Source organism: Pseudarthrobacter sp. MDT3-1, from assembly GCF_054510755.1.
In genome coordinates, this window is the sequence record NZ_JBTNDX010000011.1 from 125,478 (window position 1) to 145,741 (window position 20,264).

22 protein-coding genes and 2 pseudogenes are annotated in these 20,264 nt (G+C 65.4%); 10 read left to right on the forward strand and 14 right to left on the reverse strand.

Going from position 1 to position 20,264, the window contains the following annotated elements; translation table 11 throughout:
* The first annotated feature begins 2 nt into the window (after positions 1-2).
* Positions 3-998 carry an aldo/keto reductase family protein gene (locus ACX80X_RS10895; RefSeq protein ID WP_252599319.1) on the forward strand — a complete coding sequence of 332 codons (996 nt, stop codon included), beginning with the start codon at positions 3-5 and terminating at the stop codon, positions 996-998.
* 6 nt (positions 999-1,004) lie between these two features.
* Here ACX80X_RS10895 and ACX80X_RS10900 read toward each other — a convergent pair.
* From ACX80X_RS10900 to ACX80X_RS10915, 4 genes and pseudogenes are all read right to left on the reverse strand, one after another.
* Positions 1,005-1,169: pseudogene (locus ACX80X_RS10900) on the reverse strand (dihydrofolate reductase family protein); the annotation flags it as partial.
* Between the two features lie 429 nt (positions 1,170-1,598).
* Positions 1,599-1,910, reverse strand: a complete 312-nt coding sequence (locus tag ACX80X_RS10905; protein WP_252613380.1) for a GNAT family N-acetyltransferase — start codon at positions 1,908-1,910, stop codon at positions 1,599-1,601.
* Between the two features lie 45 nt (positions 1,911-1,955).
* Positions 1,956-2,483, reverse strand: a complete 528-nt coding sequence (locus tag ACX80X_RS10910; RefSeq protein WP_252608782.1) for a hypothetical protein — start codon at positions 2,481-2,483, stop codon at positions 1,956-1,958.
* A complete protein-coding gene (locus ACX80X_RS10915; protein WP_252599315.1) occupies positions 2,480-3,742 on the reverse strand; it encodes a serine/threonine-protein kinase in 1,263 nt (420 codons plus the stop codon). Before ACX80X_RS10915 ends, ACX80X_RS10910 begins: the two co-directional genes overlap by 4 nt.
* A 250-nt stretch (positions 3,743-3,992) precedes the next feature.
* On the opposite strand from ACX80X_RS10915, the gene ACX80X_RS10920 reads away from it, so the two are divergent.
* Positions 3,993-4,664: a hypothetical protein gene (locus tag ACX80X_RS10920; protein ID WP_252599313.1), complete on the forward strand. Its 672-nt coding sequence runs from the start codon at positions 3,993-3,995 to the stop codon at positions 4,662-4,664.
* Between the two features lie 4 nt (positions 4,665-4,668).
* Here the strand turns inward: ACX80X_RS10920 and ACX80X_RS10925 are convergent, their stop codons facing one another.
* On the reverse strand, positions 4,669-6,192 hold the full coding sequence (locus ACX80X_RS10925) for a SulP family inorganic anion transporter (RefSeq protein ID WP_459311972.1): 1,524 nt from the start codon (positions 6,190-6,192) through the stop codon (positions 4,669-4,671).
* A gap of 178 nt (positions 6,193-6,370) precedes the next feature.
* Between ACX80X_RS10925 and ACX80X_RS10930 the strand changes: the two genes are divergently transcribed.
* The 5 genes and pseudogenes from ACX80X_RS10930 (at position 6,371) to ACX80X_RS10950 (ending at position 10,230) form a co-directional block, all read left to right on the forward strand.
* The gene (locus ACX80X_RS10930; protein WP_252599310.1) at positions 6,371-6,754 is read left to right on the forward strand and encodes a helix-turn-helix domain-containing protein; all 384 of its coding nucleotides are present in this window, start codon (positions 6,371-6,373) and stop codon (positions 6,752-6,754) included.
* Positions 6,755-6,912: 158 nt separating this feature from the next.
* Positions 6,913-7,822, forward strand: a pseudogene (locus ACX80X_RS10935) (ABC transporter ATP-binding protein).
* A complete protein-coding gene (locus tag ACX80X_RS10940; protein WP_252599308.1) occupies positions 7,822-8,322 on the forward strand; it encodes a hypothetical protein in 501 nt (166 codons plus the stop codon). Before ACX80X_RS10935 ends, ACX80X_RS10940 begins: the two are co-directional and overlap by 1 nt.
* A gap of 38 nt (positions 8,323-8,360) precedes the next feature.
* Positions 8,361-9,203, forward strand: coding sequence for a hypothetical protein (locus ACX80X_RS10945; RefSeq protein WP_252599306.1), 843 nt, complete (start codon positions 8,361-8,363; stop codon positions 9,201-9,203).
* A 151-nt stretch (positions 9,204-9,354) separates the two neighbouring features.
* A complete protein-coding gene (locus ACX80X_RS10950; RefSeq protein ID WP_252599305.1) occupies positions 9,355-10,230 on the forward strand; it encodes an ion channel in 876 nt (291 codons plus the stop codon).
* 42 nt (positions 10,231-10,272) lie between these two features.
* Here the strand turns inward: ACX80X_RS10950 and ACX80X_RS10955 are convergent, their stop codons facing one another.
* From ACX80X_RS10955 to ACX80X_RS10990, 8 genes are all read right to left on the reverse strand, one after another.
* Positions 10,273-10,767 carry a methyltransferase family protein gene (locus tag ACX80X_RS10955; RefSeq protein WP_252608765.1) on the reverse strand — a complete coding sequence of 165 codons (495 nt, stop codon included), beginning with the start codon at positions 10,765-10,767 and terminating at the stop codon, positions 10,273-10,275.
* Positions 10,768-10,841: 74 nt separating this feature from the next.
* Positions 10,842-11,663: an alpha/beta fold hydrolase gene (locus ACX80X_RS10960; protein ID WP_459311975.1), complete on the reverse strand. Its 822-nt coding sequence runs from the start codon at positions 11,661-11,663 to the stop codon at positions 10,842-10,844.
* A 91-nt stretch (positions 11,664-11,754) separates the two neighbouring features.
* Positions 11,755-12,039: an SRPBCC family protein gene (locus ACX80X_RS10965; protein WP_252599302.1), complete on the reverse strand. Its 285-nt coding sequence runs from the start codon at positions 12,037-12,039 to the stop codon at positions 11,755-11,757.
* 88 nt (positions 12,040-12,127) lie between these two features.
* Entirely contained in the window at positions 12,128-12,463 is a 336-nt protein-coding gene (locus ACX80X_RS10970) for a YciI family protein (protein ID WP_252599301.1), read from the reverse strand.
* A gap of 53 nt (positions 12,464-12,516) precedes the next feature.
* A complete protein-coding gene (locus ACX80X_RS10975; RefSeq protein WP_459311995.1) occupies positions 12,517-13,140 on the reverse strand; it encodes a TIGR03086 family metal-binding protein in 624 nt (207 codons plus the stop codon).
* A gap of 13 nt (positions 13,141-13,153) precedes the next feature.
* Positions 13,154-13,744 carry a dihydrofolate reductase family protein gene (locus ACX80X_RS10980; RefSeq protein ID WP_459311977.1) on the reverse strand — a complete coding sequence of 197 codons (591 nt, stop codon included), beginning with the start codon at positions 13,742-13,744 and terminating at the stop codon, positions 13,154-13,156.
* Between the two features lie 20 nt (positions 13,745-13,764).
* A complete protein-coding gene (locus ACX80X_RS10985; protein WP_459311979.1) occupies positions 13,765-14,022 on the reverse strand; it encodes a PEP-utilizing enzyme in 258 nt (85 codons plus the stop codon).
* Positions 14,022-16,448 (reverse strand): PEP/pyruvate-binding domain-containing protein, encoded by a 2,427-nt coding sequence (locus ACX80X_RS10990; protein ID WP_459311981.1) that lies wholly within the window; start codon positions 16,446-16,448, stop codon positions 14,022-14,024. Before ACX80X_RS10990 ends, ACX80X_RS10985 begins: the two co-directional genes overlap by 1 nt.
* A 141-nt stretch (positions 16,449-16,589) precedes the next feature.
* Between ACX80X_RS10990 and ACX80X_RS10995 the strand changes: the two genes are divergently transcribed.
* Positions 16,590-16,733, forward strand: a complete 144-nt coding sequence (locus tag ACX80X_RS10995) for a hypothetical protein (protein WP_252599294.1) — start codon at positions 16,590-16,592, stop codon at positions 16,731-16,733.
* A 356-nt stretch (positions 16,734-17,089) separates the two neighbouring features.
* Here the strand turns inward: ACX80X_RS10995 and ACX80X_RS11000 are convergent, their stop codons facing one another.
* Positions 17,090-17,788, reverse strand: a complete 699-nt coding sequence (locus tag ACX80X_RS11000) for a DUF2306 domain-containing protein (protein ID WP_459311983.1) — start codon at positions 17,786-17,788, stop codon at positions 17,090-17,092.
* 454 nt (positions 17,789-18,242) lie between these two features.
* Between ACX80X_RS11000 and ACX80X_RS11005 the strand changes: the two genes are divergently transcribed.
* Positions 18,243-19,610 carry a GmrSD restriction endonuclease domain-containing protein gene (locus tag ACX80X_RS11005; RefSeq protein ID WP_459311985.1) on the forward strand — a complete coding sequence of 456 codons (1,368 nt, stop codon included), beginning with the start codon at positions 18,243-18,245 and terminating at the stop codon, positions 19,608-19,610.
* 49 nt (positions 19,611-19,659) lie between these two features.
* Positions 19,660-20,238, forward strand: coding sequence for a PASTA domain-containing protein (locus tag ACX80X_RS11010; protein ID WP_459311987.1), 579 nt, complete (start codon positions 19,660-19,662; stop codon positions 20,236-20,238).
* Positions 20,239-20,264 lie beyond the last annotated feature (26 nt).

Genomic DNA, 20,264 nt, shown 5'->3' on the forward strand with positions numbered 1-20,264 from the left:
TTATGCAGTATCGCAAACTCGGCAACAGCGGCATGTACGTCAGCTCGATCGCGCTGGGCAACTGGGCCACCCACGGCGAAACCGTGGACCAGGACGTTGCCACGGCATGCGTGCGCAAGGCCCTGGACCTTGGCATCACCACTTTCGACACCGCCGACGCCTACGCAGGCACAAAGGCCGAAACGATGCTCGGCGAAGCACTCAAGGGTGTGCGCCGCGAGGGCATCGAGGTCATGACCAAGGCGTTCTTCCCAACCGGCACCGGGAAGAACGACCGTGGCCTGTCCCGCAAGCACGTCATGGAATCCATCAACGGTTCGCTGCGCCGCTTGCAGACGGACTACGTGGACGTCTATCAGGCGCACCGCTATGACTACGAGACCCCGCTCGAGGAGACGATGGGTGCCTTTGCGGATATCGTCCGTGCCGGGAAGGCCCACTACATCGGCGTCTCGGAATGGACCGTGGCGGAGATCCGCGCGGGCGCCGCGTTGGCGGGCGAACTGGGCATCCAGTTCGTCTCCAGCCAGCCGCAGTACAACATGCTGTGGCGCGTGATCGAACCTGAAGTGGTGCCGGTCTGCGAAGAGCTCGGGATCACCCAGGTGTGCTGGTCGCCGCTGGCCCAAGGCGTGCTGAGCGGCAAGTACGGTGCCTCCACCGTACCGGCCGGCAGCCGATTCACCGCCGACGACGGCGGGCTGAAGACTGAGCACAAGTTCATGCAACCCGAGGTGCTGGAGCGGGTGGAGAAGCTCAAGCCGATTGCCGCGGACCTCGGTGTGCCGCTGGCTACCCTGGCCGTGGCTTGGGTGTTGGCGAACCCCAACGTTTCCGCGGCGATTGTCGGCGCCAGCCGCTCTGAGCAGCTCGACGACACTGTCAAGGCCGCCGACCTCCCGCTGGGCCAGGACACTCTGGACCGTATTGATGGGGTGCTGGGCGACGTCGTCGAGCGGGATCCAGCCAAGGTGGAGTCCTTCCCAACGCGCGTCTAGCGGCAGCCGCATTTCCGTCGGTTCAAGCTTGAGGTTCGCGACGCCGTCGAGCAGCCGTTCGCCCGCTCCCAGGAGGATGGGCGAGATGTGGAGCCGCAGCTCGTCGATCAGCCCCGCCGATAGGTATTGCTGGGCGGTCTGCGCTCCGCCGGCAATGGCCACGTCCTTGCTCCTCATCCCACCCAGGATGTGCGCGCGGAAGGCCAGTTTCTCGCCTGGCATAGCGGGAAGCCGATAAAGGAACTTCTCCACCAGTCACCGGCTTACAGAGCGCTGGCCCACCCGGCGGGGTCATCGCCGGGTGGGATGGCTGGGATTCCCGGCAACAGCACGAGTGCGTGCAGCCATTTGTGTTCGAGTCGGGTGAGTCGTCGCACTGTTTGGTATCCATCGAGAAAGGCGTCGCGGACCCCTGCGGTTGTCGGTTGCCATGGTTAACGGGGCAGGTGTGGACAGCGCCGGCAATTCCGTGTGCGTGCTTCCAGCCTACGAAGGAGGGGATGAGTAGGTGCAGCCGGTAAGGCCTGCAGCAAGGAAGCCCAGGATCAGCGCAAGTCGAAACAGTTCATAATTCCCCCAATGAGTGTTTGCCTAAGCACCTTAGCCGATGTGCCCGCCCTCGTTGGGGAGAAAATCGTTCAGCTCGTGCCTGATGGCCAGCGAGCCAAGGAACGTGTCACCCTCCACAATCCATAAGTAGGTGCAGGGCACGTACCCCGGCTTGCGCGGGCTCTCCTGCAGGGCATCGTTGACGAGGGCATCGACAAAGCGGCGGAACGTCTGGGCATCTTTGAGTGCTTCCAAGGACCAGTCCTCCGGGCCCCCACCGTCCCGGTTGGCGCCGCCAAATTCCGTGGATCCTTCCACCCAGGAGGAGTGATAACTGACGTCCGGAGCGATGAGAACAGGCATCACAGGAGCGTAGTCGAAGGGTCCGCCAGGGTGGACGGCAAATCGTCAGCCGTTCTTGTTTTTGCCTTTCCCCTCGGCGCCTTTTGCCTGTTCCGGTGCAGGAGCTGGTGCCGGTATAGGTTCCGGCACGACGGGCGCAGTGTTTTCCTGGGCGGCCTGCGCGGCTTCCGCGTCGGCCTTGGCTTTTTCCGCTTCTGCCGCGGCAACCGCTGCTTCTTCAGCTGCCTTCGCTGCCGCGGCGGCGGCTTCTACGGCGGCATTGAGGTCGGCCCTGACGGCGGTGATGCTGGTCATGATGCTCCGGCGCCGTTCCTCGGAGACCTGGCCGCTGCCGGCTGCAGTCGCCAGGTCCGCTTCCAGATTCTCCAGTGCCGTGAGCGCGGCCGCGTGATCGTTGGCGGCCGCTGCCTGGCTTACGCCGAGCACGAGTTCCTGAAGATGGGAGGCCGTGTCGCGCTGCAGGCCGGTAGCGGCCGGGCCGCAGCCGGCGAGCGATGCCGCCAGCACCAAGGTGGCGGCAAAGCCGGCTCCCCGTGCTCCGGCGCGCTGGCCTGTGGAGTAAAAGCCGGTCATGGTTCCACACTCTTCTGAAGTTCCAGGAGGTGGTCACCCAGCGTGCCGCTCACCGCGGGGTAAGGCACGACGCCGGATGTGGACTCTGGCGCCTGGCCCGCTGTCAGTGCCGCGGCCCCGCCTGCCAGCGCAACAAGGATCAGGATGGCCACCACCGGGAGCCGCCGCATCTTCTGTCCCGCACGGGCCGACCTCCGTCGGCGCACTCCCAGGGGGCTGCTGGGCTGATAGGCGCCAGGCACCGGCCGTGACTGGGCGGCGTTGGCGGAATCCTCACCGTTGGGGCCTTCGTTTGTCGGCCTTGCGCGCAGATTAGGGGAGGGCGACTCTCCTGTGACGGACGGCGTCCTGAACGGCATGGCCGGCAGCACACGCGTGGTTTCCGGTGCAAGGTCGCCGGGAGTGGATGTCGGCGAGACAAGGGCCTGCCGCAGCACCGTCTCGATGTCCGCAGCTGTCGGGCGTTCCAGCGGCTCGATTGCCGTCATCGAGCGGATCAGGTCTGCCCACTCGGCAGGGAGATCCGCAGGAATTTTGGGCGCGCGGTGCAGCCTGGCCACCGCAGATTCCACGGCGCTGCCGGGGTACTCCATTGTCTGCTTGGTGCATTCGAGCAGGACCAGCCCCAGCGAATAGATGTCTGTGGCAGGGGTGAGCGGGGAACCCATGGCCTGTTCGGGGCTGAGGTACGCCGCGGTGCCCACCATTGCCCCCGTAACGGTCAGGCGTGTTGCGTCGGCGATTCGTGCTATGCCGAAGTCTGCGACCTTGGCCCGCAGTGGCTCCCCGGGTCGGATCTGCACCAAGAGGATGTTGCCCGGCTTGATATCGCGGTGGAGGATGCCGAGGCCGTGGACATAGGCCAGTGCGTCGGCGATGCCGGCTCCTATGACGGCGAGCTCGTCCAGGGGGACTTTACTGTGCCTGATCCGGCTGCGCAGATCCTGTCCCTCGACCAGTTCCATCGTCAGGAACGGCCGGGGCTCCTCCGGGATACGTGCGTCGACGCCGACATCGAACAATGTCACGAGGCTGGGATGGTTCAGCGTCGCCAGCAGCGTTATTTCAGCTTCCTGGCGTTTCAACTCGTCTGCGTCGGGGGCCTGGGGTGCGAACAGCTTCAAGGCCACGTCGCGACCCAGATTCTTATCCCTTGCACGGTAGACGGACGACATGCCGCCGCGGCCGATCACCTCGCCCAGCCGGTAACGTCCGCCAACCACGTCGATTCTGTTGGAGCTCGGCGATTCCGCCACCATACCCGTTCCTTCCGGCGCTGCGGCAATGTATATACCAAAATCATAAGGCAACTTACTATATTGGCCACTCCGCGAGGCCAGCCATCACCGGATGGCCGTCGAAATCAGGAACCGGCGATGTTTTGCACCCTCAAGGAACCGGCGAGTGGCGCCCGCATCGTTCCCATGGCTCACGGTCTATACTGAGAATCCAGAACTGCGACTCCTGTGGGAGGGAGCCCGGCGTGGCACCTGCTGCAGGAGGCCCCTCATGTCTATCCAGGCCAAGTATTCGCTTCGCGCAGGCGTCGTGGCGATCGCGCCAGTGATCCTGCTCGCCGCTCTCGGTTACCACCCGTACCTTCCGGGTCCACAGCCGAACATTGATGCGTTGGTTGCGGAGGTCACCGCCGACCCGACGCGCTGGGCGGTTGTGCATTTGGCGACGGGAGTCGCTTCAGCAGTCCTGGCCGTGGCATTCCTCGCGATCAGAAGCCACCTGCACGAGCTGGGCGAAGACCGCTGGAGCGCCGCCGCGCTGCCCTTCGTCGTCATCGGCAGCACGCTGTACGCGATGCTGCCAGGAATGGAATTCGCACCGCTCTCCGCGAGTGAAACGGGCGGAGACGTCGGGGCGGCTCAAGTTGCCCTGCTCCCATGGTTCATCCCGCTGCTGATCGCCGCGGCGGTCGCATTTGCTGTCGGGATGGTCGGCTTTGCCATCAGCGTCTCGCGTAGCGGACTGCTGAACCCTTGGCTTACCTGGGTCGTCGTCGTGGCGCTGCTCGTCATGGCCCTGTCGCGTGTTGTCCCGCTGTCCGCCGTCCAGTTCTACGTCCACGGTGTCGCCGCTCTCGTGGCCATGCTGCCCATGGCGTACAGCATGTGGAAGCATCCGACGGCATCCGTCCCTGACACCCAGCGTGCCGTGAAGTCGACCTGACGGTTCAGTGCCCGGCGCCGAGTTTCCCGCCGAGGCGTTGGCGCATGAGTTCGCTGGCGTCGTTGAGGCCGATGATCTTCACTTCCGTGCCGTGGTGCCGGTACTTTTCGGTGATCGCATCCAGGGCAGCGATGGTGGAGGCGTCCCAGAGGTGTGAGGCGTGCATGTCGATGATGACCTCCTTGGGGTCCAGGGCGTATTCGAACTGGGTATAGAGGTCGTTGGACGAGGCGAAAAACAGCTCACCGTCTACGACGTAGGTAGCGGTTTCATGACCGTCAACGGTCTTGGCTGTCCGCTCCACCGTGACGAAATGGGCCACCCGGCGGGCGAAGAGAACCATCGCGACGAGGACGCCGACGCCGACGCCGATGGCGAGGTTGTGGGTGGCGACGGTAACGATGACGGTGGCGACCATGACCATCGTTTCGCTCTTGGGCATCATCTTCAGCGTCCGGGGGTGGATGCTGTGCCAGTCGAAGGTGGCCCACGAAACGAAAATCATCACTGCGACGAGCGCGGCCATGGGGATCAGCGAAACGATGTCGCCCAAGGCTACGACGAGGATCAGCAGGAAGACCCCGGCGAGGAAGGTGGAGATGCGGGTGCGCGCGCCGGAGGCTTTGACGTTGATCATGGTCTGGCCGATCATCGCGCAACCGCCCATGCCGCCGGTAAAGCCGGTGACGATGTTGGCCACGCCCTGGCCCCACGCTTCGCGGGTCTTATGGGAGCGGGTGTCCGTGACGTCATCGACAAGCTTGGCGGTCATGAGGGATTCCAGGAGGCCGACGAACGCCATGGCCAGCGCGAAGGGGAAAATGATCTGCAGCGTCTCGAGGTTGAACGGAACATTCGGAATGAAGAGCGAGGGCAGCGAATCGGGCAGGTCGCCCTTATCACCCACGGTCGGCACGGCGACGGAGGCAAGCACCGTTATGAGGGTCAGGACCACAATCGCGACCAACGGGGCGGGAATGGCGTTCGTGAGTTTGGGCAGGCCGAACACGATCACCAGTGCCAGGGCCACCAGCGGGTAAACCAGCCAGGGGACACCGAGCAGCTCGGGGACCTGGGACATAAAGATCAGGATTGCCAGGGCGTTGACGAAGCCCACCATCACCGAGCGCGGAATGAATCGCATCAGCTTCGCCACCCCGGACAGGCCCAGGATGACCTGGAAGACTCCTGCGAGGATCACGGCGGCGATGAAGTAGTCCACACCGTGGGACTTCACCAGTGGGGCAATGACGAGGGCGATCGCACCGGTGGCGGCGGAGATCATCGCCGGCCGGCCGCCAACGAACGCAATGGTGACGGCCATCGTGAAGGAGGCGAACAATCCCAGCCGCGGATCCACCCCGGCGATAATCGAGAACGCGATCGCTTCCGGGATCAACGCCAGGGCGACGACCAGCCCGGCGAGGACTTCGGTTTTGAGCCGGCGCGGAGACTTCAGGGTTTCCCGGACAGATTGCAGCTGTTCGGGTGTGTAGGCTGAGGCTTCCCCGGCGGTTTTGACGGCCATTGCTGGCTCCGTTCATGGTCAGGAAGACACGAGAGTGTCTTCGCTTTTTCGAAGAATGCAGGGGGCGCAGCGCCGCGCCGGGAAGTGGGCATCTATCCTTGAAGGTCTCACCACTCACTACGAACTCTACCCTAACGTGATGGTAGAGTTGTACCCGGACAAGGAACGGAGGTCCCTGATGACGGCCAAAACCGGCAGCACCACCATGCACATCGGCGAACTGGCAGAACGGACGGGCTTGTCCCTGCGGACCATCCGGCACTACGACGACGTGGGTCTGCTGCCTGCAACCGCACGCACTGACGGTGGGTTCCGGGTCTATTCGGAAGATGACTTCGACCGTCTCATGGTGATCAAGCAGATGAAGCCTTTGGGGTTCTCGCTCGAGGAAATGGCCGAGATCCTTGGCATCCTCGCCGCAGGTCAGGGCCATGAAGTTCCAGAGGAAGGCCGGGCGAGGCTCTCGGATTTCTTGGAGCAGGCCGTCCACCAGCGGGCCAAAATGGCCCGGAACCTGGCCCAAGCGGACGAGTTCATCCAACGGCTCAACGCACAGCCGTGACGGGCCTGCGCCGGTAGCTCTTCCCGGGCGGGTTGGCCGGACGTAGGCTGTGGATCGGAGAGCCGGGAAGCCTGGTCGGCCCGCGGGAATCTGTGCCCGCGGAACGCCATGGCAGCCGCCTCGGTCGTTATCGCTGGACCGAGGGAACGGAACCCACCATGACATCCGCAACGGAACCGGTCATTGACGCCACCCTGCTCGTGAAGACTTTCGGCAGGACCCGGGCACTGGACAACCTTGATCTGCGCGTTGGTCCGGGCGAGGTCCACGGGTTTCTTGGTCCCAACGGCGCGGGCAAATCAACATCCCTCAGAGTGCTGCTCGGGCTGATCCGGCCGACATCGGGAACCGCGCGTGTGTTCGGGCTGGATCCCTGGCGGGACCCGGTCCGGGCCCACCGGGACGTCGCCTACGTTCCCGGGGACGTGAGCCTTTGGCCGAACCTCTCCGGCGGTGAAGTCATTGACCTGCTTACTGGACTGCGCGGCGGATCCGATGAGCGGCTGCGCCGGGAACTGATCGACGAGTTCGAATTCGACCCGCGGCGCAAGGCCCGTACGTATTCCAAGGGAAACCGGCAGAAGGGTGGCACTGATCGCGGCCTTCGCCCGCCCGGCCCGCCTCTATCTGCTCGATGAGCCCAGCGCCGGCCTGGACCCGGTGATGGATTCGGTGTTCCGCCGGCAGGTCCGGCGCGTCAGCGCGGACGGCGCCACTGTTCTGCTCTCCAGCCATATCCTCAGCGAAGTCGAGCAGCTCTGCGGCCGGGTGACGATCATCCGCTCCGGCCGGGCCGTGGAATCGGGGACCCTGGCTGAGCTGAGGCATCTGAAACTCACCCATTTCAGGCTCGAGGGCGCTGACGCTGCACTGCTGGCAGCCCTGCCCGGCGTACAGGGGGTTCTGACCGACGGGGACGTGGTCGAGTTTGACGTGGACCCAGCGGACCTTGCCCCGGTTTTGCAAGCGGTCGCCGCGGCGGGGATCAGCGGACTGATCGTCTCGCCGCCGTCGTTGGAGTCCCTGTTCCTGAGCCACTACAGCGATTCCAATGGGCAGGTGCGCTGATGTCCGGAGTCATGACTTTGCTGTTGATTCAGGCGCGCAGGGACCGGATCGTGCTGCCAGCATGGATTCTGGGCATCGTTTTTCTGGGGTTTGCCATCGCAGGGGCGGTTGCCACGGAATTCGCAGAGGAGTCCGAGCGGGCTGCGATCATCGGAATGTCCGCGGCGAGCCCGGCGTTCCGGTTCATCCGCGGACTGCCCGACGGCACCAGTATCGGAGCTTTGGTGTTCTTCCAGGGCTACGCCTTCACCGCCGTGCTCGCAGGATTAATGAGCACGTTTCTGGTCATCCGGCATACCCGCACCGATGAAGAGCTCGGACGGGCAGAGCTGGTCGGGTCCGTACCGGTCCGGCGCGCCGCGTCGTTGACGGCAACCCTGATCCTTGGCGGGGCGCCGATCCGGCCCATGTCACCAGCGGGTGGGTTTCGCTTCTTTCGCCCATCGGATGGGGGCAGCGTTCCCGGCCTTTCACGGCCGCCGATCCCGCACCGCTACTGATCCTGACCGCGGCCGCAGCCGTCCTGGCCGGTGCGGTCATGGTACTCAGGAGCCGCAGGGATCTGGGCGCCAGCCTCCTGCCCGAACGCGCGGGCCCGGAACGCGCTGGGGCCGGGGGTGCTTCGTTCCTTGGCCTTGCCTGGCGCCAGCAGCTGCCCACCCTGATCGGCTGGTCCGTCGCCGCAGCCCTCCTGGGAGGCATCGCTGGGGGCCTCGGGCCCGCGGTCAGCGACGTGATCGGCGGCAATGACTCACTACGGCAGCTGATCAACCGGCTCGTCCCGGGCGCCCGGGCAGGGATGATCGATGTCTTCACCGCAGCCTTGCTGGGCATCGCCGGTGTCCTCGCCGCAGCCGCCGGCATCCAGGCGGTGCTGCGGCTCCGTGCAGAAGAGGCCGAGGGCCGGGCCGAACTTCTCCTTGCCGCACCCAGAACCAAGGCCCGGTGGCTTGGCGCGAACCTGATCCTCGCCGCCTCCTCGACAGTAGCGGTGGCCGTCGTCGCCGGGACCGCAGCCACCATCGGTCTTGCCCTGGCCGGCGCGGAAAACGGCCCGCCAGGCCTGCTGGTCGGCGCCGCTTTGGGGCACGTCCCGGCCGCCGTCGTCTTCGTCGCGGCAACCGCGGTCCTCTTTGCAGCGGCACCCAGAGTGAGTATTCCACTGGGTTGGGGCATGCTGGCCGCCGGCCTTGTCCTGGGCCAGTTCGGTGAACTTCTGCGCCTGCCGGCCTGGCTGCAGGACGCGAGCCCTTTCCGTCACTCGGCGGCGATGCCAGTCGAAGCCTTCAACCCCGCGCCTGCCCTGACCATGACCGTCATCGCCCTCGCCGGGGCAGGGATCGCTGCCTACCGGCTCCGGCGCCGTGACCTCACCGCGTGATGCCGACCCGTGATGCCGACCGCAGAGGCGGCACCGGCCGCGTGCCTTCATGGCGCACCCTTTTCAATAGTTGAAGGGTGCCCGCCGTCGCATTCGATCCCTGCCGGGCCTTGGGTGCTCCGGGGCAGCTACCCAACGCCTAAGGTGAAGCATGGACTTTGCGGACGTTGTGCTGACGGTCATCGGTGCGGGACTGATTCTGCTGATGGCCGCAGATGTCTTTCACACGCTCCTCTATCCTCACGGCACGGGACCCGTGTGCAGGCTGATCATGCGTGCACTGTGGCTCCTGTCCCGACGATTCGCCGGCCGGGCCTCCACTGTCGCGGCACCCGCCGCCATGGCGGCGGTGATCGGCGCCTGGGCGTCCTTGTCCATCATGGGATGGGCACTGGTGTATTTACCTCATTTACCGGACGGGTTCGTCTACGCAGCGGGCGTCCCCCAGGGAGGGGACCTTGCCGAGGCCATGTATATCTCGATGGTCAGCCTCTCCACGGTCGGCTTCGGTGAGATAGTTCCGGCGGCGCCATTACTTCGGTTCGTCGTCGCTGCACAGGCCGTCACAGGATTCGGGTTGCTTACGGCCACGGTCTCCTGGATTCTGCAGATGTACCCCGCCCTCAGCCGACGCCGCGCCCTTGCCCACGAGCTGAACCTGTTCAGGCAGGCCGCCGGGCCGCAAGGCATGTCGACGTTGGAATCCGGACATGCCGCTGCCTTGCTCGAATCATTCGCCAGAAGTGTAGCCACGGTCAGCATGGACCTGCTGGCGTTCAACGAAACGTACTACTTCCACGAAGCGCAGCAGAGAGGATCACTGCCGGCCACCGTCGCCTATGCGCACCAACTGGCCTCAGAAGCGCAGGCAAGCACGAACATCGACCTGCAATTCGCCGGACGGATGATGCACGCGGCCTTGGATGACCTGGCCGAGGTCCTCCGCGGAAAATTCGGACACACCGGCCAAACCTCCTCAGAAGTGTTCCAAAGCTACGAAAGTCATCACCGGCACCGCCGGAACTAAGGAAGTGCCGCCCGCGATGCCCGTTGAAGAGTTCTCTTGCCGCTAAATAGCGAGCCCGCCGCGCAAGCAATGCCCCGGCACTTTGCAGGGCAATGCATCTGGCGGACTGTGCCTCATCGGGAACCCGAGGTAGCGCGGAACCTTTTTCGCGTAATCACGGTAGGACCGTCCGAAGAGCTCGGCCAGCATGGTCTCTTCGCCGAGGACAAAGCGGTGTTCCACAAGCAATTCGGCCGGCAGCGTCGCGAGGACCCATGATGAACCGGCCAAGGTTCCCGCGCCCAGTTGGATGAGCCACCAGCCGACATACATCGGATGGCGGGTGATTGCATACGGGCCGGTGATGACCAGCTCCACCGGCCGCTCCAGCGCGAAGGGGCCCGCCGAGCGGCGTCGCCGTTCAGCCAGCGCCCAAAGATTCAGGCCGACGCCGGCGAGCAGCAGTGCCGCCCCCGCTATCCGGTGGAGGGAGCGGGAGCCGGGAAGCGGCATTGGACGGACCCGGTCAAGGAGGAGATCCAGGGCCAGCGCGGCCACGATAGGCAGTGGCAGCGGGAGGTTGTCGTAAACCTCCTTCAACCGCCTGGCTGGCGAGCTTGCAGAACGGGCCGTCACAGTACGTCCGATGGCTTGCGGGCGTCAAAGAGGGAGGCGAGGAACGCCGTCGTATCTTCTGCGACCTGTTCCGGGCACTCCCACAGCACCGGGTGCCCCACATCGGGGTAGACCTTCAGCACGGAGCCGGGGATCCGGGCCGCCAGGGTTTCCTGGTCGCGGCGTGGCAGCAAGCTGTCCTGGGCGCCCCACAGGATCAGCGTGGGGGCGTGGATGGTTCCCGTTTCCGTGGGTGGCGTGGCCTCGCACAGCCCGTTCAGGATGCCTTTCCACATATGGGCCGGCATCCTGAGACCGTCGCGCACGCGGTCCTCGATGTACCAGGCGGGAACCTCGTGCAGCAGGGGAAACCAGGACAGGGACGCCCGTACCCAGTCCTCGTCGAGGGGGTCAGCCAGGGCGTCCACTTCGTCTGCGAAGGCGGTCCGCCCGTGGAGGCTCCAGGGAGCACCCACCAGCACCAGTGCAGCGACCTTTTGTGGGTGGGCAATGGCGAGCTGCTGGGCAACGTAGCCGCCGCTTGAGGAGCCGACGACGACGGCGCTCGGCACGTTGAGGGCCTCCAGGATTGCGGCTGCGTCCTCGGCCTGTTCCGCCAGGGAGTAGCCGCGCTCCGGTTTGTCCGCCTCGCCTTGCCCGCGGAGGTCCGGCGCGTAGACCCGGAAACCGGTCAACAGGGGAATCAGGCGGTCAAAGCTGCCGCGGGATTCGCCCCACGCGTGCAGCAGCAGCACCGGCTTTGCGTCGCCGTCGCCGTGGACGAGGCACGGCACCGTGATGCCGGTGTGGAGCCTGAGATCGCGGACTTCGGAGTCCATAGATTCAGGCTACGCCCCGGGCCGCCCTCGGTAGAGTTTCGCCTATGGAAACCCCGGTGAGGGTCCGGGTTGCGCGGATCAGTCCATCGAATCAGCCCTTCGCTTCGGCTGCCGCTTTCAGGTCGGAGGTGAACTGGGAGAAGCTGGCGTCGAAGGACGGAATCTTGCTCGCGAACAGCGGAAACACCGGCCCGCCGATACGTTCAGACATCTCGAAACGGGTCTTTCCTGGGCCGGTTTCCTTGAGAGTGTAGACGCGGGTTCCGAGCGCGTCACCCCGTGCCAGCCGTGCAGTCGGTGAAAATTCCTTGATTTTCAGGGTGAATGTCCGGCTGAAAGTCGTGACTCTTGTTGTCGCGGTTCCGTCGATGCTCATGACATGGGAATTCCAATCTGTGCGTCGCCGGTGCCCGCCGCTGCCGTGAAGGGCGGCGGACACCGGCCTAATCCATAGGGAGCCAGGACTACATTCCGGGGATCTGCTGGGCCTCGTGGACCTCGATTTCGCAGCCACCTGGCATGTTCAGGTGCGGGTGCTGCTTGGCGAGCTCCAAGGCTGCTTCGACGTTCTCGGCCTCGATGAGGCTGTAGCCGGCGACCTCGCGCTGGCTCGGTGCCGTGGCTCCGCCGGGCGAAACGCGGACGCCGTTGGCCAGCGGGGTTCCGAAGTCGACCATCCCGTCGCCGACTTTGGCAGCCCAGGCGTTCCACTCCGCCATAACGGCTGCCATGTCTTCCGGTGCCGGCGCGGCCTCTGCGGGAGTCATCGGGGCGTGGTAAACAAAGAGAAACTTTGACATTTTCGGTCCTTCTTTCGTGATTGCTGTTTCTGTTGTTTGCCTGGCGGAAACGGTCAGACTGTGACGGTCCGGCCGGTGAAGGCGATGAGACGCTCGAGGCTGCCGGCGGTCTCCGCGACGGGTTGGGCGGGTGCGAAGCTGCCACCGGAGCGGACCTGTTCGGAGATCGTCGCCAGGGCCAGCCCTTCCACGTAGTCGGTGACGACGTCGGACACGGCCAGCTGCTGGCCGCTTGCCTTCGCGAAGTCCCACGCATGCACGAGCAGTTCGAGGTTCAGGATGCCGGCCACCATAGTCGCGGGGAGCTCGGCGAAGCCCATATCGATGGTTCCGTCAACGCCGCGGCGGGCGAAGGCTTCCAGTACGGGTTGCGCCAGTTCGGCGATCCGGACCTCGGGTGCAGCATCTCTGCGGTCCGTGATGTCGGCACCGAGGGCGGTGCCCATGTTTCTGAGCGATCCGGACAGGTGCTCAAGCAGCTCGTGGGCGGTGAACGCCTCGCTCGGCGTGGGCTTGTCGCGGTCCTCCGGCGTGAGCTTGCGCAGCACACCAAGGAGCACGGCAAGTGAGGCGTCCGCGGAACTGAGGTGGTCGATCGGATCAGGGGCAGCGGACCATTCGACCGGGCCGTGCCGGCGACACTTGGGGCCTAGCTTGGCCGTGGTCCTGATGCAGATCGAGCATCAGTTTTCAGCGGATCACCCGGTAGCGCACATGCGTGACGAGGGCGGTGCCGCTCACTTCTGTCGGCTCCAGCGTGAGGTTCGCGACGCCGTCGAGCAGCCGTTCGCCCGCCCCCAGGATGATGGGCGCGGTGTGGAGCCGCAGCTCGTCGATCAGCCCCGCCGATAGGTATTGCTGGGCGGTCTGCGCTCCGCCGGCAGTGGCCACGTCCTTGCTGCCGGCGGCCTCCCGTGCCTGGGCCAGTGCCGATTCGATGCCGTCGGTCACGAAGTTGAACGTGGTGCCGCCCTGCATCTGCAGGGGCTCGCGTGGCTGATGGGTGAGAACGAAAACCGGTGCGTGATAGGGCGGCTCCTCGCCCCACCATCCCCGCCAGTCCTCATCCCACGCCCCGGGACCTGCGAACATGTTCCGTCCCATGATGTAGGCGCCGGAAGCGAGGATGCCTTCGATCGCGGCCGCGTTGGCCTCGGGTTCCTCGAACATCCACCGGTGCAGGAGCTCGCCGCCCTCGCCCAGCGGCTCCGCCGGGCTTTGGTTCGGGCCGGCGACAAAGCCGTCGAGGGAGATGGTCAGGTCGCACGTGACTCGGCTCATGCGCCCATCATGCCACCCGGTCACGGCTCCTGCGTAGGGCTTGGATGCTCGATCGTGACGGTGCCGGCGTCGCCGTCGACGCGGATCTGCTGGCCGCTGGTGAGCCGCTGGGTGGCAACTCCGGTGCCGAGCACGGCCGGGATGCCGTACTCCCGGGCCACGATGGAGCTGTGGCTCAACGGGCCGCCCACATCGGTCACCACGGCGGAGGCCATCGCGAACAGCGAGGTCCAGGCGGGCGTGGTGATGCGGGCCACCAGGACCTCTCCGGGCTCCATCAGGGCGAAATCCTGGGGCCCCCGCAGGACGCGGGCCGGAGCGCTGACCCGGCCCGGGCTCGGGCCGTGCCCTTAATGATGTCGCCGAGTTGGTGCTGCGAGCCTGCAGGCATCATGGACCCGAAGGCCTTTTCCATCCACCGGCTCTCCGGGAGCAGTTGCGGGGCAGCGGCCTTCACCTGGCCCCGCCACAGCATCTTGCGCTCCTCAACCGCGGCGGCGCGGACGGGGCGGTTCGCTCCGGTAATGGCCACGGCCGCCGGGGTGCCCGGCGCGGCCAGTCCGAACTCGATGGCGCTGCGCAGCTCCTGGTGCCGCAGCCAGAACACGTCGGCGGGCTCGGTGATGACAGCGGAGTCCACCAGCCGCTGTCCCAGTTCCAGCAGCATCCGCCGCAGCAGCGGCCAGGCCAGACCGACGTCGGCCAAGGCATCCTCGCGGATCGGCGCGGTGTTCTGTGCCCACCGGAGCAAACGGAGGAACGCGGCCCGGCGGCGCGGCCCGAGCCGGGTGCTGATCCGGCTGGTTTCGTCCTCCCGGCGGGCGGCCGACAGCCGCTGCCGCTCGTGCGGGTCAGCACCTTGCCCCCGCAGATAGAACTTCACCGCGCCCAGCAACGCTGACGGATCGTCGGCTGGCACGGGGCTGGCGAAGTCCAGGTTGTACACCGCATGGCCGAACCGGCCGAGGTGGTCCTGGAAGCGAGGACGCCACAACTGCCACAACGGCTCACTGAACCCGGCAGGCGGGAACCCCGTGCGCTGGGACTCGGCCAACGCCGTCGTCGGTTCATGGAGGATCGCCGCGGCGAGCCCAGGGACGCCGCGGGCCCAGGCTGCCAGGTCGTACAGAGACTTCTCCGCCCGGATGGGTTCGCTGTCGTAGCCGAGGATGAACGTCAGGGCGGGGGGATCCCCCTCGCGCCGGACGAACTTGTCGTAGTACGCACCGAAGGAGATTTCGCTGGTCGCGGCGAGCGCAATGACTGACTGCACGGCTGTGTAGTACACGGTGCCGGCGTCCAGCAGCGCCTGCACGCCGTCCAGCAGTTCCGCACCGGAGAGCTCCGCGGCGGGCTTCGCCTGCCAGTCTTTGATCACGCGTTCGTAGCGGGGATGCGAGAATTCGCGCCAGCCGGCCACTCCCATGTGCGCCTGGCCGCGGGCCAGTGCGCGTACCGCCGTCAGCGCCCTGCCCATTACCCGCCACATTCCGGAGGTGCGGTAGTAGTAATAGGCGTAGCCGTTGATGGTGGGCAGCCCCACGTCGTCCTCGCGGATGACGTTCGTGCCGACGGCCTCGTTCATCAAGGCTCGCAGCGACCTGGACACCGAGCCGTCAATGAGGTCGGCAAACAGCGGCGAGAGCGGGTCGGGCAACTGTTCCACGATGCTCGCCCTGAAGTACATCCCCTTCGGGTACGGCACGGGCCAGGTGTCCGGGATGTCGGCCGCCGGTTCGGGGAGCGCGGTGATGGGCCGGGATTGCAGGATGAAAAACTCGCCCCCGGCCCGCGCCCACTCGATGTCCTGCGGTGCCCCGAAATGATCCGCACTCCGCGTCCCGTAGCCGGCGAGCTCGGCTGCGGCCCGGTCGTCCAGTACGGGCGCACGACGGCGGGCTGCCGCCACCGGCTGCTCCCGGGTGCCGTGCTCAGCGTAGACAGTCATAACCGCCTTGTCGGCCGTGTGCCGCGACACCACGGTGCCAGTCCCGGCGTCGACCACGAGGTCATCCGTGGTGACCGACCCGCTGACCACGGATTCGCCCAGTCCCCACGCGGCACTGATGGCGATCTGGTCGCGGCGCCCGTTGGCCGGGTTGGCGGTGAACATCACCCCGGCGGCGTCGGCCTGGACCATCCGCTGGACCACCACGGCGAGCCGCACCGAGTCCGGTCCGATGCCTTCGCGGGCCCTGTAGGCCATGGCCCGCGCCGTCCACAGGGAGGCCCAGCAATCGATCACGGCCGCGGCCAGCGCCTCGGCCCCGCGGACATTCAGGTAGGTTTCCTGTTGCCCGGCGAAGCTGGCTGCGGCGAGGTCCTCGGCCGTGGCGGAGGAACGCACCGCGACGGCTGTTTCCCCGCCGTCATCGAGACGCGCGTCGCCAAGACGCCCGTAGGCGGCGCCGAGTTCCGCTGCGACGGCGGCCGGCATGGTGCCGGCCGTGAACAGGGTTCGGATCCGCTCCGAGGCGTCCTCGTAGTCCTGTGGCGTGGCATCCGGCGGCACAGTTGCCAGTTCCTGGATGCGTGCCTCATTGTGGTTGGTTTCCACAAAGTGCGAATAAGCTGCGGTGTTCAGCACAAACCCCGGGGGGACGGGCAGCCCGGCCTGAAGGAGGCCGCCCAGTCCCACGGCCTTGCCGCCGGCCATGGCGATGTCGGCTGCTCCCACATCGGCCAAACTGTTGACGTAGGTCATGACTGCGCGTCCTTACTGCCCGGTTATGGGGCGCCTGCAGCGAACCTGATTCTCCACATACTGGCACTGCCGCAGACAAGAGGCCATAGCTCACGCGTGTCTTAGGATTCACTCCCGCCGTGGCGCACATAAGCTCGATACATGGGCAAAAACCAGCACAGCGAGTTGGAAGGGCAGACCTCCATCAACGACTTGCTCGACAAGCCCATCGGCGACACCCACATCCAGCTGGTGCTGCCCATCCATGTCCAGCTCCGGCCGGGGGAGTTCCGCCGCGTGTCCTGACGGTTTCGGTGATTGAGCTAAACCACCGGGCCCTTAATGGCGGACCTTCCTGATTTTCAGACTGTGTCGTCTCGACGGAGTTCCAGTGTTCTGGTCCGCGATCCGGCGGAGGCGGCGCCAGCGCATGCCGGTCCGGGGGTGAGCCTGGTCCGTGGGATGCGTTGGATGTACCGGCCTCGATGCACTCCTTCGGCGCCGAGAGCGGAGAATGACGACTAGCGTCACGCCCAGCCAGGCGAACGCTGCCCCGATGACGAGGAAAACCGCCGGGATCGTGTCCATGATTAAGTTTAGATCCCAACCCGTAAGTGCACTTACTAAACCTTAGGCACCTGGCCAGCGGCCGCCGTCGGTAATTACGACGACGGCGCACGGCTTAGGAGCGCCGCTCGCGTTGGTACTTGGGCGCGCCGGTGGATGAAGTATTCGGCCACCGCCAGGCTGAGTGCCCATGATGCGCCAACCAGAAGCGCCCGGGTCAGTTCGTCAACCGGTCCAACCAGGAGAATCCACGAAATGGTCACCACAACAATGGTTCCCTGGGCGATGCCGATGGCGTACGCCCGCGACATCCATTCGCTGTGCCGGACGTAGTTCCGGCGCCGCACGGCGATGAATCCCAGGACAATGAACGCCACCATGGCGGACCCGAAGGCCAGCCGAAGGACAAGTAGAAGCGGCCCGTCCAGGGGCGGGAGATCGTAGAAAACTGCCATCCACAAACCCGACAGGGCGGCGAGCAGGCCGGTGGGGGCAAGAATGCGTCCCGCGATTTTGTGCCAGCTGGCCCTGCCGCGCTTGCCCCGTCGAAGCGAGGGAACGAACTGAAACGCCCCCAGCACCAGGTACACCGTGACGGTGGGGATATGGATCAACACGGGGACTGGCGAATCAAAGAACCGCGCGTTATCCGGCGTGATCTGACCTCCCGAGAGCTCGGTCAGGCGCCCGGCCCCGGCGATGACCGGGACGAGGCCGAGGAGGATCAGGGCGGCAGGTACGAGCCAGCGGGTCCGGGGGCTTTGACGGGAGCGGGGAAGGGATGCAGATTTCATGAGTTTTGCTCTCTGGTCTGTGCGCTCGCGCGCTCGCCCGGGGTTGCGTCAGTCCAGGAACCCCCAGCCTTATGCGCAAATTGAAGTTTCCGAGAGTTGGCGGCCGGAATAACGGTGCCCAACAGCACCCTATTCGCACGGCGTCGGCCCAACGTACTGCAGTGAGTTCGAAATAGCGATAAGAGGGAATCCACGCGCCATCGATAATTTACGACGGCGGTGCGCGGCTTGGGCAGCGTCGGTCGCCTTGGAGATTGTGTCCGGGTTTTCAGCTACTGCGTCAGAAATGATCCTGCGCGGCAGTGCTCCGATCAAGATCAGCTCAAGACTCAATCAACGTTGTGCGAGGTTCGTCGAAGTTTCGGTTTCCCCAGCTCCCCAAGAAATAGGCTCGGCATTTACGTGAAGTTTCAAGGAATGGGTCAGGCTAACCCGGCCGTATTGGGGAAAAAGAATGTCGAACTATCAGACCCTTTTCGGGTCAGCACCATCTGCTCCTGCGCCCGGACCTAATCCGCCCCGCAGGCCACGCGCTTCGACGTTCGTCGTCGGCGGCATCACAGCCCTCTTCGTGATTATTGGTGCCTTCAGCGGCGGGTTCGGGGGCGCCCTGGTTGTCTTGGCCATCTCGGCTGCCATCACCGGCCTGTATGTCCTGGCCACCGGACGCCGGTCCTGGGCGTGGCTCCCGGCCAAGCGGAAGGCAGGGGCCATCGCCCTGGGGGTTTCCTTTGCTCTCTTAATCGGCGGTGCGGCCGCGTTGCCGCGGACGAATGCGGATGACCTTGAGGCAGCCTCCTCAGACTGGAATGCCTCACCAGCAACGGCCACAGCGAGTGCCTCTTCCGCAGGTTCGCCGACGCCGTCGTCCGCTCCAACTGCGCAGGCGACGGGCGCCCCGCTCGATCCTGAGACGGCTTTCGCCCTGGCGAACGGCGTCAGCGCAACGGCTCCGAAGACGCAGCCGGCGTTTGCTACCAAAGCGATCGACCTGCTGGCGGCCCTTCCCGTCAAGGGCCGGGCGCCCAAGACCGGATATGACCGCGCGCTGTTCGGGCAGGCGTGGATGGACGTTGACCGCAATGGCTGCGACACCCGGAACGACATGCTCAAACGCGACCTAACAGGGATCGCGTACACCAACAGCGTGCCCTGCAAGGTTCAGTCCGGAACGCTGGCGGACCCCTACACGGGTAGCACCATCAGATTCCTGCGGGGGAGTGCCACCAGCAGCGCCGTCCAGATCGACCATGTTGTTGCACTCAGCGACGCTTGGCAGAAGGGCGCGCAGCAGCTGACCACGGAGCAGCGGACGGCCTTCGCGAATGACTCCCTGAACCTCCAGTCCACGGATGGTCCCACCAACATGAAAAAGGGCGACGGCGACGCCGCCACGTGGTTGCCGCCGAACAAGGGCTTTCGGTGCGAATACGTGGCCCGGCAGATTTCGGTGAAGGCAACGTACAGCCTGTGGGTCACCCAGGCGGAGCACGACGCGATGGCCAGGATCCTGGCCGACTGCTCCGGGCAGCTCGCACCAACAAACGAGCAGGCACCAGTCGCCGCGGTGCCGGCCCCGGCACCTGCACCGGCGGCCGCCCCGGTAGCTCCCGCTCCTGTCCCAGTGGTTGTGGTGCCTGCTCCTGCCCCGGTTGCTCCCGCGCCTGTTGTGCCGGCACCTGCTCCTGTAGCGCCGGCCGCCGTCTATTACGCCAACTGCACGGCGGCCAAGGCGGCCGGCGCCGCACCGATCTATGCGGGGCAGGCCGGCTACCGGGCCGGGCTGGACCGCGATTCCGACGGTGTGGCCTGCGAGAGCTAGCCACGCCCAAATTACTCCACCTATTTAGAAAATTTTCCAAGGGGGAAAAATGAAGAAGACACTGACATTAATTGTGCTGACCGGCCTCATGCTGACGGGATGCAGTGGTAAGCAGGCGTCATCAACGTCAACCGCTGTTGCAGTGGTTGCAGATGCTGTCACGGTTCCAGGGGTGCTGAGCCTGACTCTGGACAAAGCCACGGAGCAACTGGAAGATCTCGGGTTCAAGGTCGAAGCTGCGGACACTGCCGATGGCAAGTCCATCATCGTAAAGAAGAACTGGCAGGTGACGTCCCAAGACCCAACCGAAGGCGCACAGGTGGCAAAGGGCTCCACCGTTCACCTCGGCGTCAAGAACCTTGAAAAGGCTGCGGCGGAAAAGGCCGCCGCTGATAAAGCCGCAGCTGACAAGGCTGCAGCAGAGGCGGCTGCTGCAGCAAAGGTTGTGGCGGACAAAGCTGCGGCAGATCAGGCAGCCGCGCAGCAGGTTGCAGCCCAGAAAGCAGCCGAGGCAGCCGCACAGCAGGCTGCCCAGCAGGCGGTCGTAAAGCGGCCCTTCGTCCCTAAGCGTGGTTGGGTGATTTCTTCCGGTAGGGGCGGTGGCCTCCTGCTGCGAGTAGGTTTCTGATTCTGTAGTTTTCGAAGTTACGGAAT

What these genes read in the sequence shown, in the direction of transcription:
- ACX80X_RS10950 (WP_252599305.1), top strand. Translation starts at nt 9,355, where the DNA reads ATGGACTTTGCGGACGTTGTGCTGACGGTCATCGGTGCGGGACTGATT.
- ACX80X_RS11000 (WP_459311983.1), bottom strand. Translation starts at nt 17,788, where the DNA reads ATGAAATCTGCATCCCTTCCCCGCTCCCGTCAAAGCCCCCGGACCCGC.
- ACX80X_RS10965 (WP_252599302.1), bottom strand. Translation starts at nt 12,039, where the DNA reads ATGAGCATCGACGGAACCGCGACAACAAGAGTCACGACTTTCAGCCGG.
- ACX80X_RS10940 (WP_252599308.1), top strand. Translation starts at nt 7,822, where the DNA reads ATGTCCGGAGTCATGACTTTGCTGTTGATTCAGGCGCGCAGGGACCGG.
- ACX80X_RS10960 (WP_459311975.1), bottom strand. Translation starts at nt 11,663, where the DNA reads ATGGACTCCGAAGTCCGCGATCTCAGGCTCCACACCGGCATCACGGTG.
- ACX80X_RS10985 (WP_459311979.1), bottom strand. Translation starts at nt 14,022, where the DNA reads ATGGAGCCCGGAGAGGTCCTGGTGGCCCGCATCACCACGCCCGCCTGG.
- ACX80X_RS10945 (WP_252599306.1), top strand. Translation starts at nt 8,361, where the DNA reads ATGGTACTCAGGAGCCGCAGGGATCTGGGCGCCAGCCTCCTGCCCGAA.
- ACX80X_RS10925 (WP_459311972.1), bottom strand. Translation starts at nt 6,192, where the DNA reads ATGGCCGTCAAAACCGCCGGGGAAGCCTCAGCCTACACACCCGAACAG.
- ACX80X_RS10995 (WP_252599294.1), top strand. Translation starts at nt 16,590, where the DNA reads ATGGGCAAAAACCAGCACAGCGAGTTGGAAGGGCAGACCTCCATCAAC.
- ACX80X_RS10895 (WP_252599319.1), top strand. Translation starts at nt 3, where the DNA reads ATGCAGTATCGCAAACTCGGCAACAGCGGCATGTACGTCAGCTCGATC.
- ACX80X_RS10990 (WP_459311981.1), bottom strand. Translation starts at nt 16,448, where the DNA reads ATGACCTACGTCAACAGTTTGGCCGATGTGGGAGCAGCCGACATCGCC.
- ACX80X_RS11005 (WP_459311985.1), top strand. Translation starts at nt 18,243, where the DNA reads ATGTCGAACTATCAGACCCTTTTCGGGTCAGCACCATCTGCTCCTGCG.
- ACX80X_RS10915 (WP_252599315.1), bottom strand. Translation starts at nt 3,742, where the DNA reads ATGGTGGCGGAATCGCCGAGCTCCAACAGAATCGACGTGGTTGGCGGA.
- ACX80X_RS10980 (WP_459311977.1), bottom strand. Translation starts at nt 13,744, where the DNA reads ATGAGCCGAGTCACGTGCGACCTGACCATCTCCCTCGACGGCTTTGTC.
- ACX80X_RS10905 (WP_252613380.1), bottom strand. Translation starts at nt 1,910, where the DNA reads ATGCCTGTTCTCATCGCTCCGGACGTCAGTTATCACTCCTCCTGGGTG.
- ACX80X_RS11010 (WP_459311987.1), top strand. Translation starts at nt 19,660, where the DNA reads ATGAAGAAGACACTGACATTAATTGTGCTGACCGGCCTCATGCTGACG.
- ACX80X_RS10920 (WP_252599313.1), top strand. Translation starts at nt 3,993, where the DNA reads ATGTCTATCCAGGCCAAGTATTCGCTTCGCGCAGGCGTCGTGGCGATC.
- ACX80X_RS10970 (WP_252599301.1), bottom strand. Translation starts at nt 12,463, where the DNA reads ATGTCAAAGTTTCTCTTTGTTTACCACGCCCCGATGACTCCCGCAGAG.
- ACX80X_RS10930 (WP_252599310.1), top strand. Translation starts at nt 6,371, where the DNA reads ATGACGGCCAAAACCGGCAGCACCACCATGCACATCGGCGAACTGGCA.
- ACX80X_RS10910 (WP_252608782.1), bottom strand. Translation starts at nt 2,483, where the DNA reads ATGACCGGCTTTTACTCCACAGGCCAGCGCGCCGGAGCACGGGGAGCC.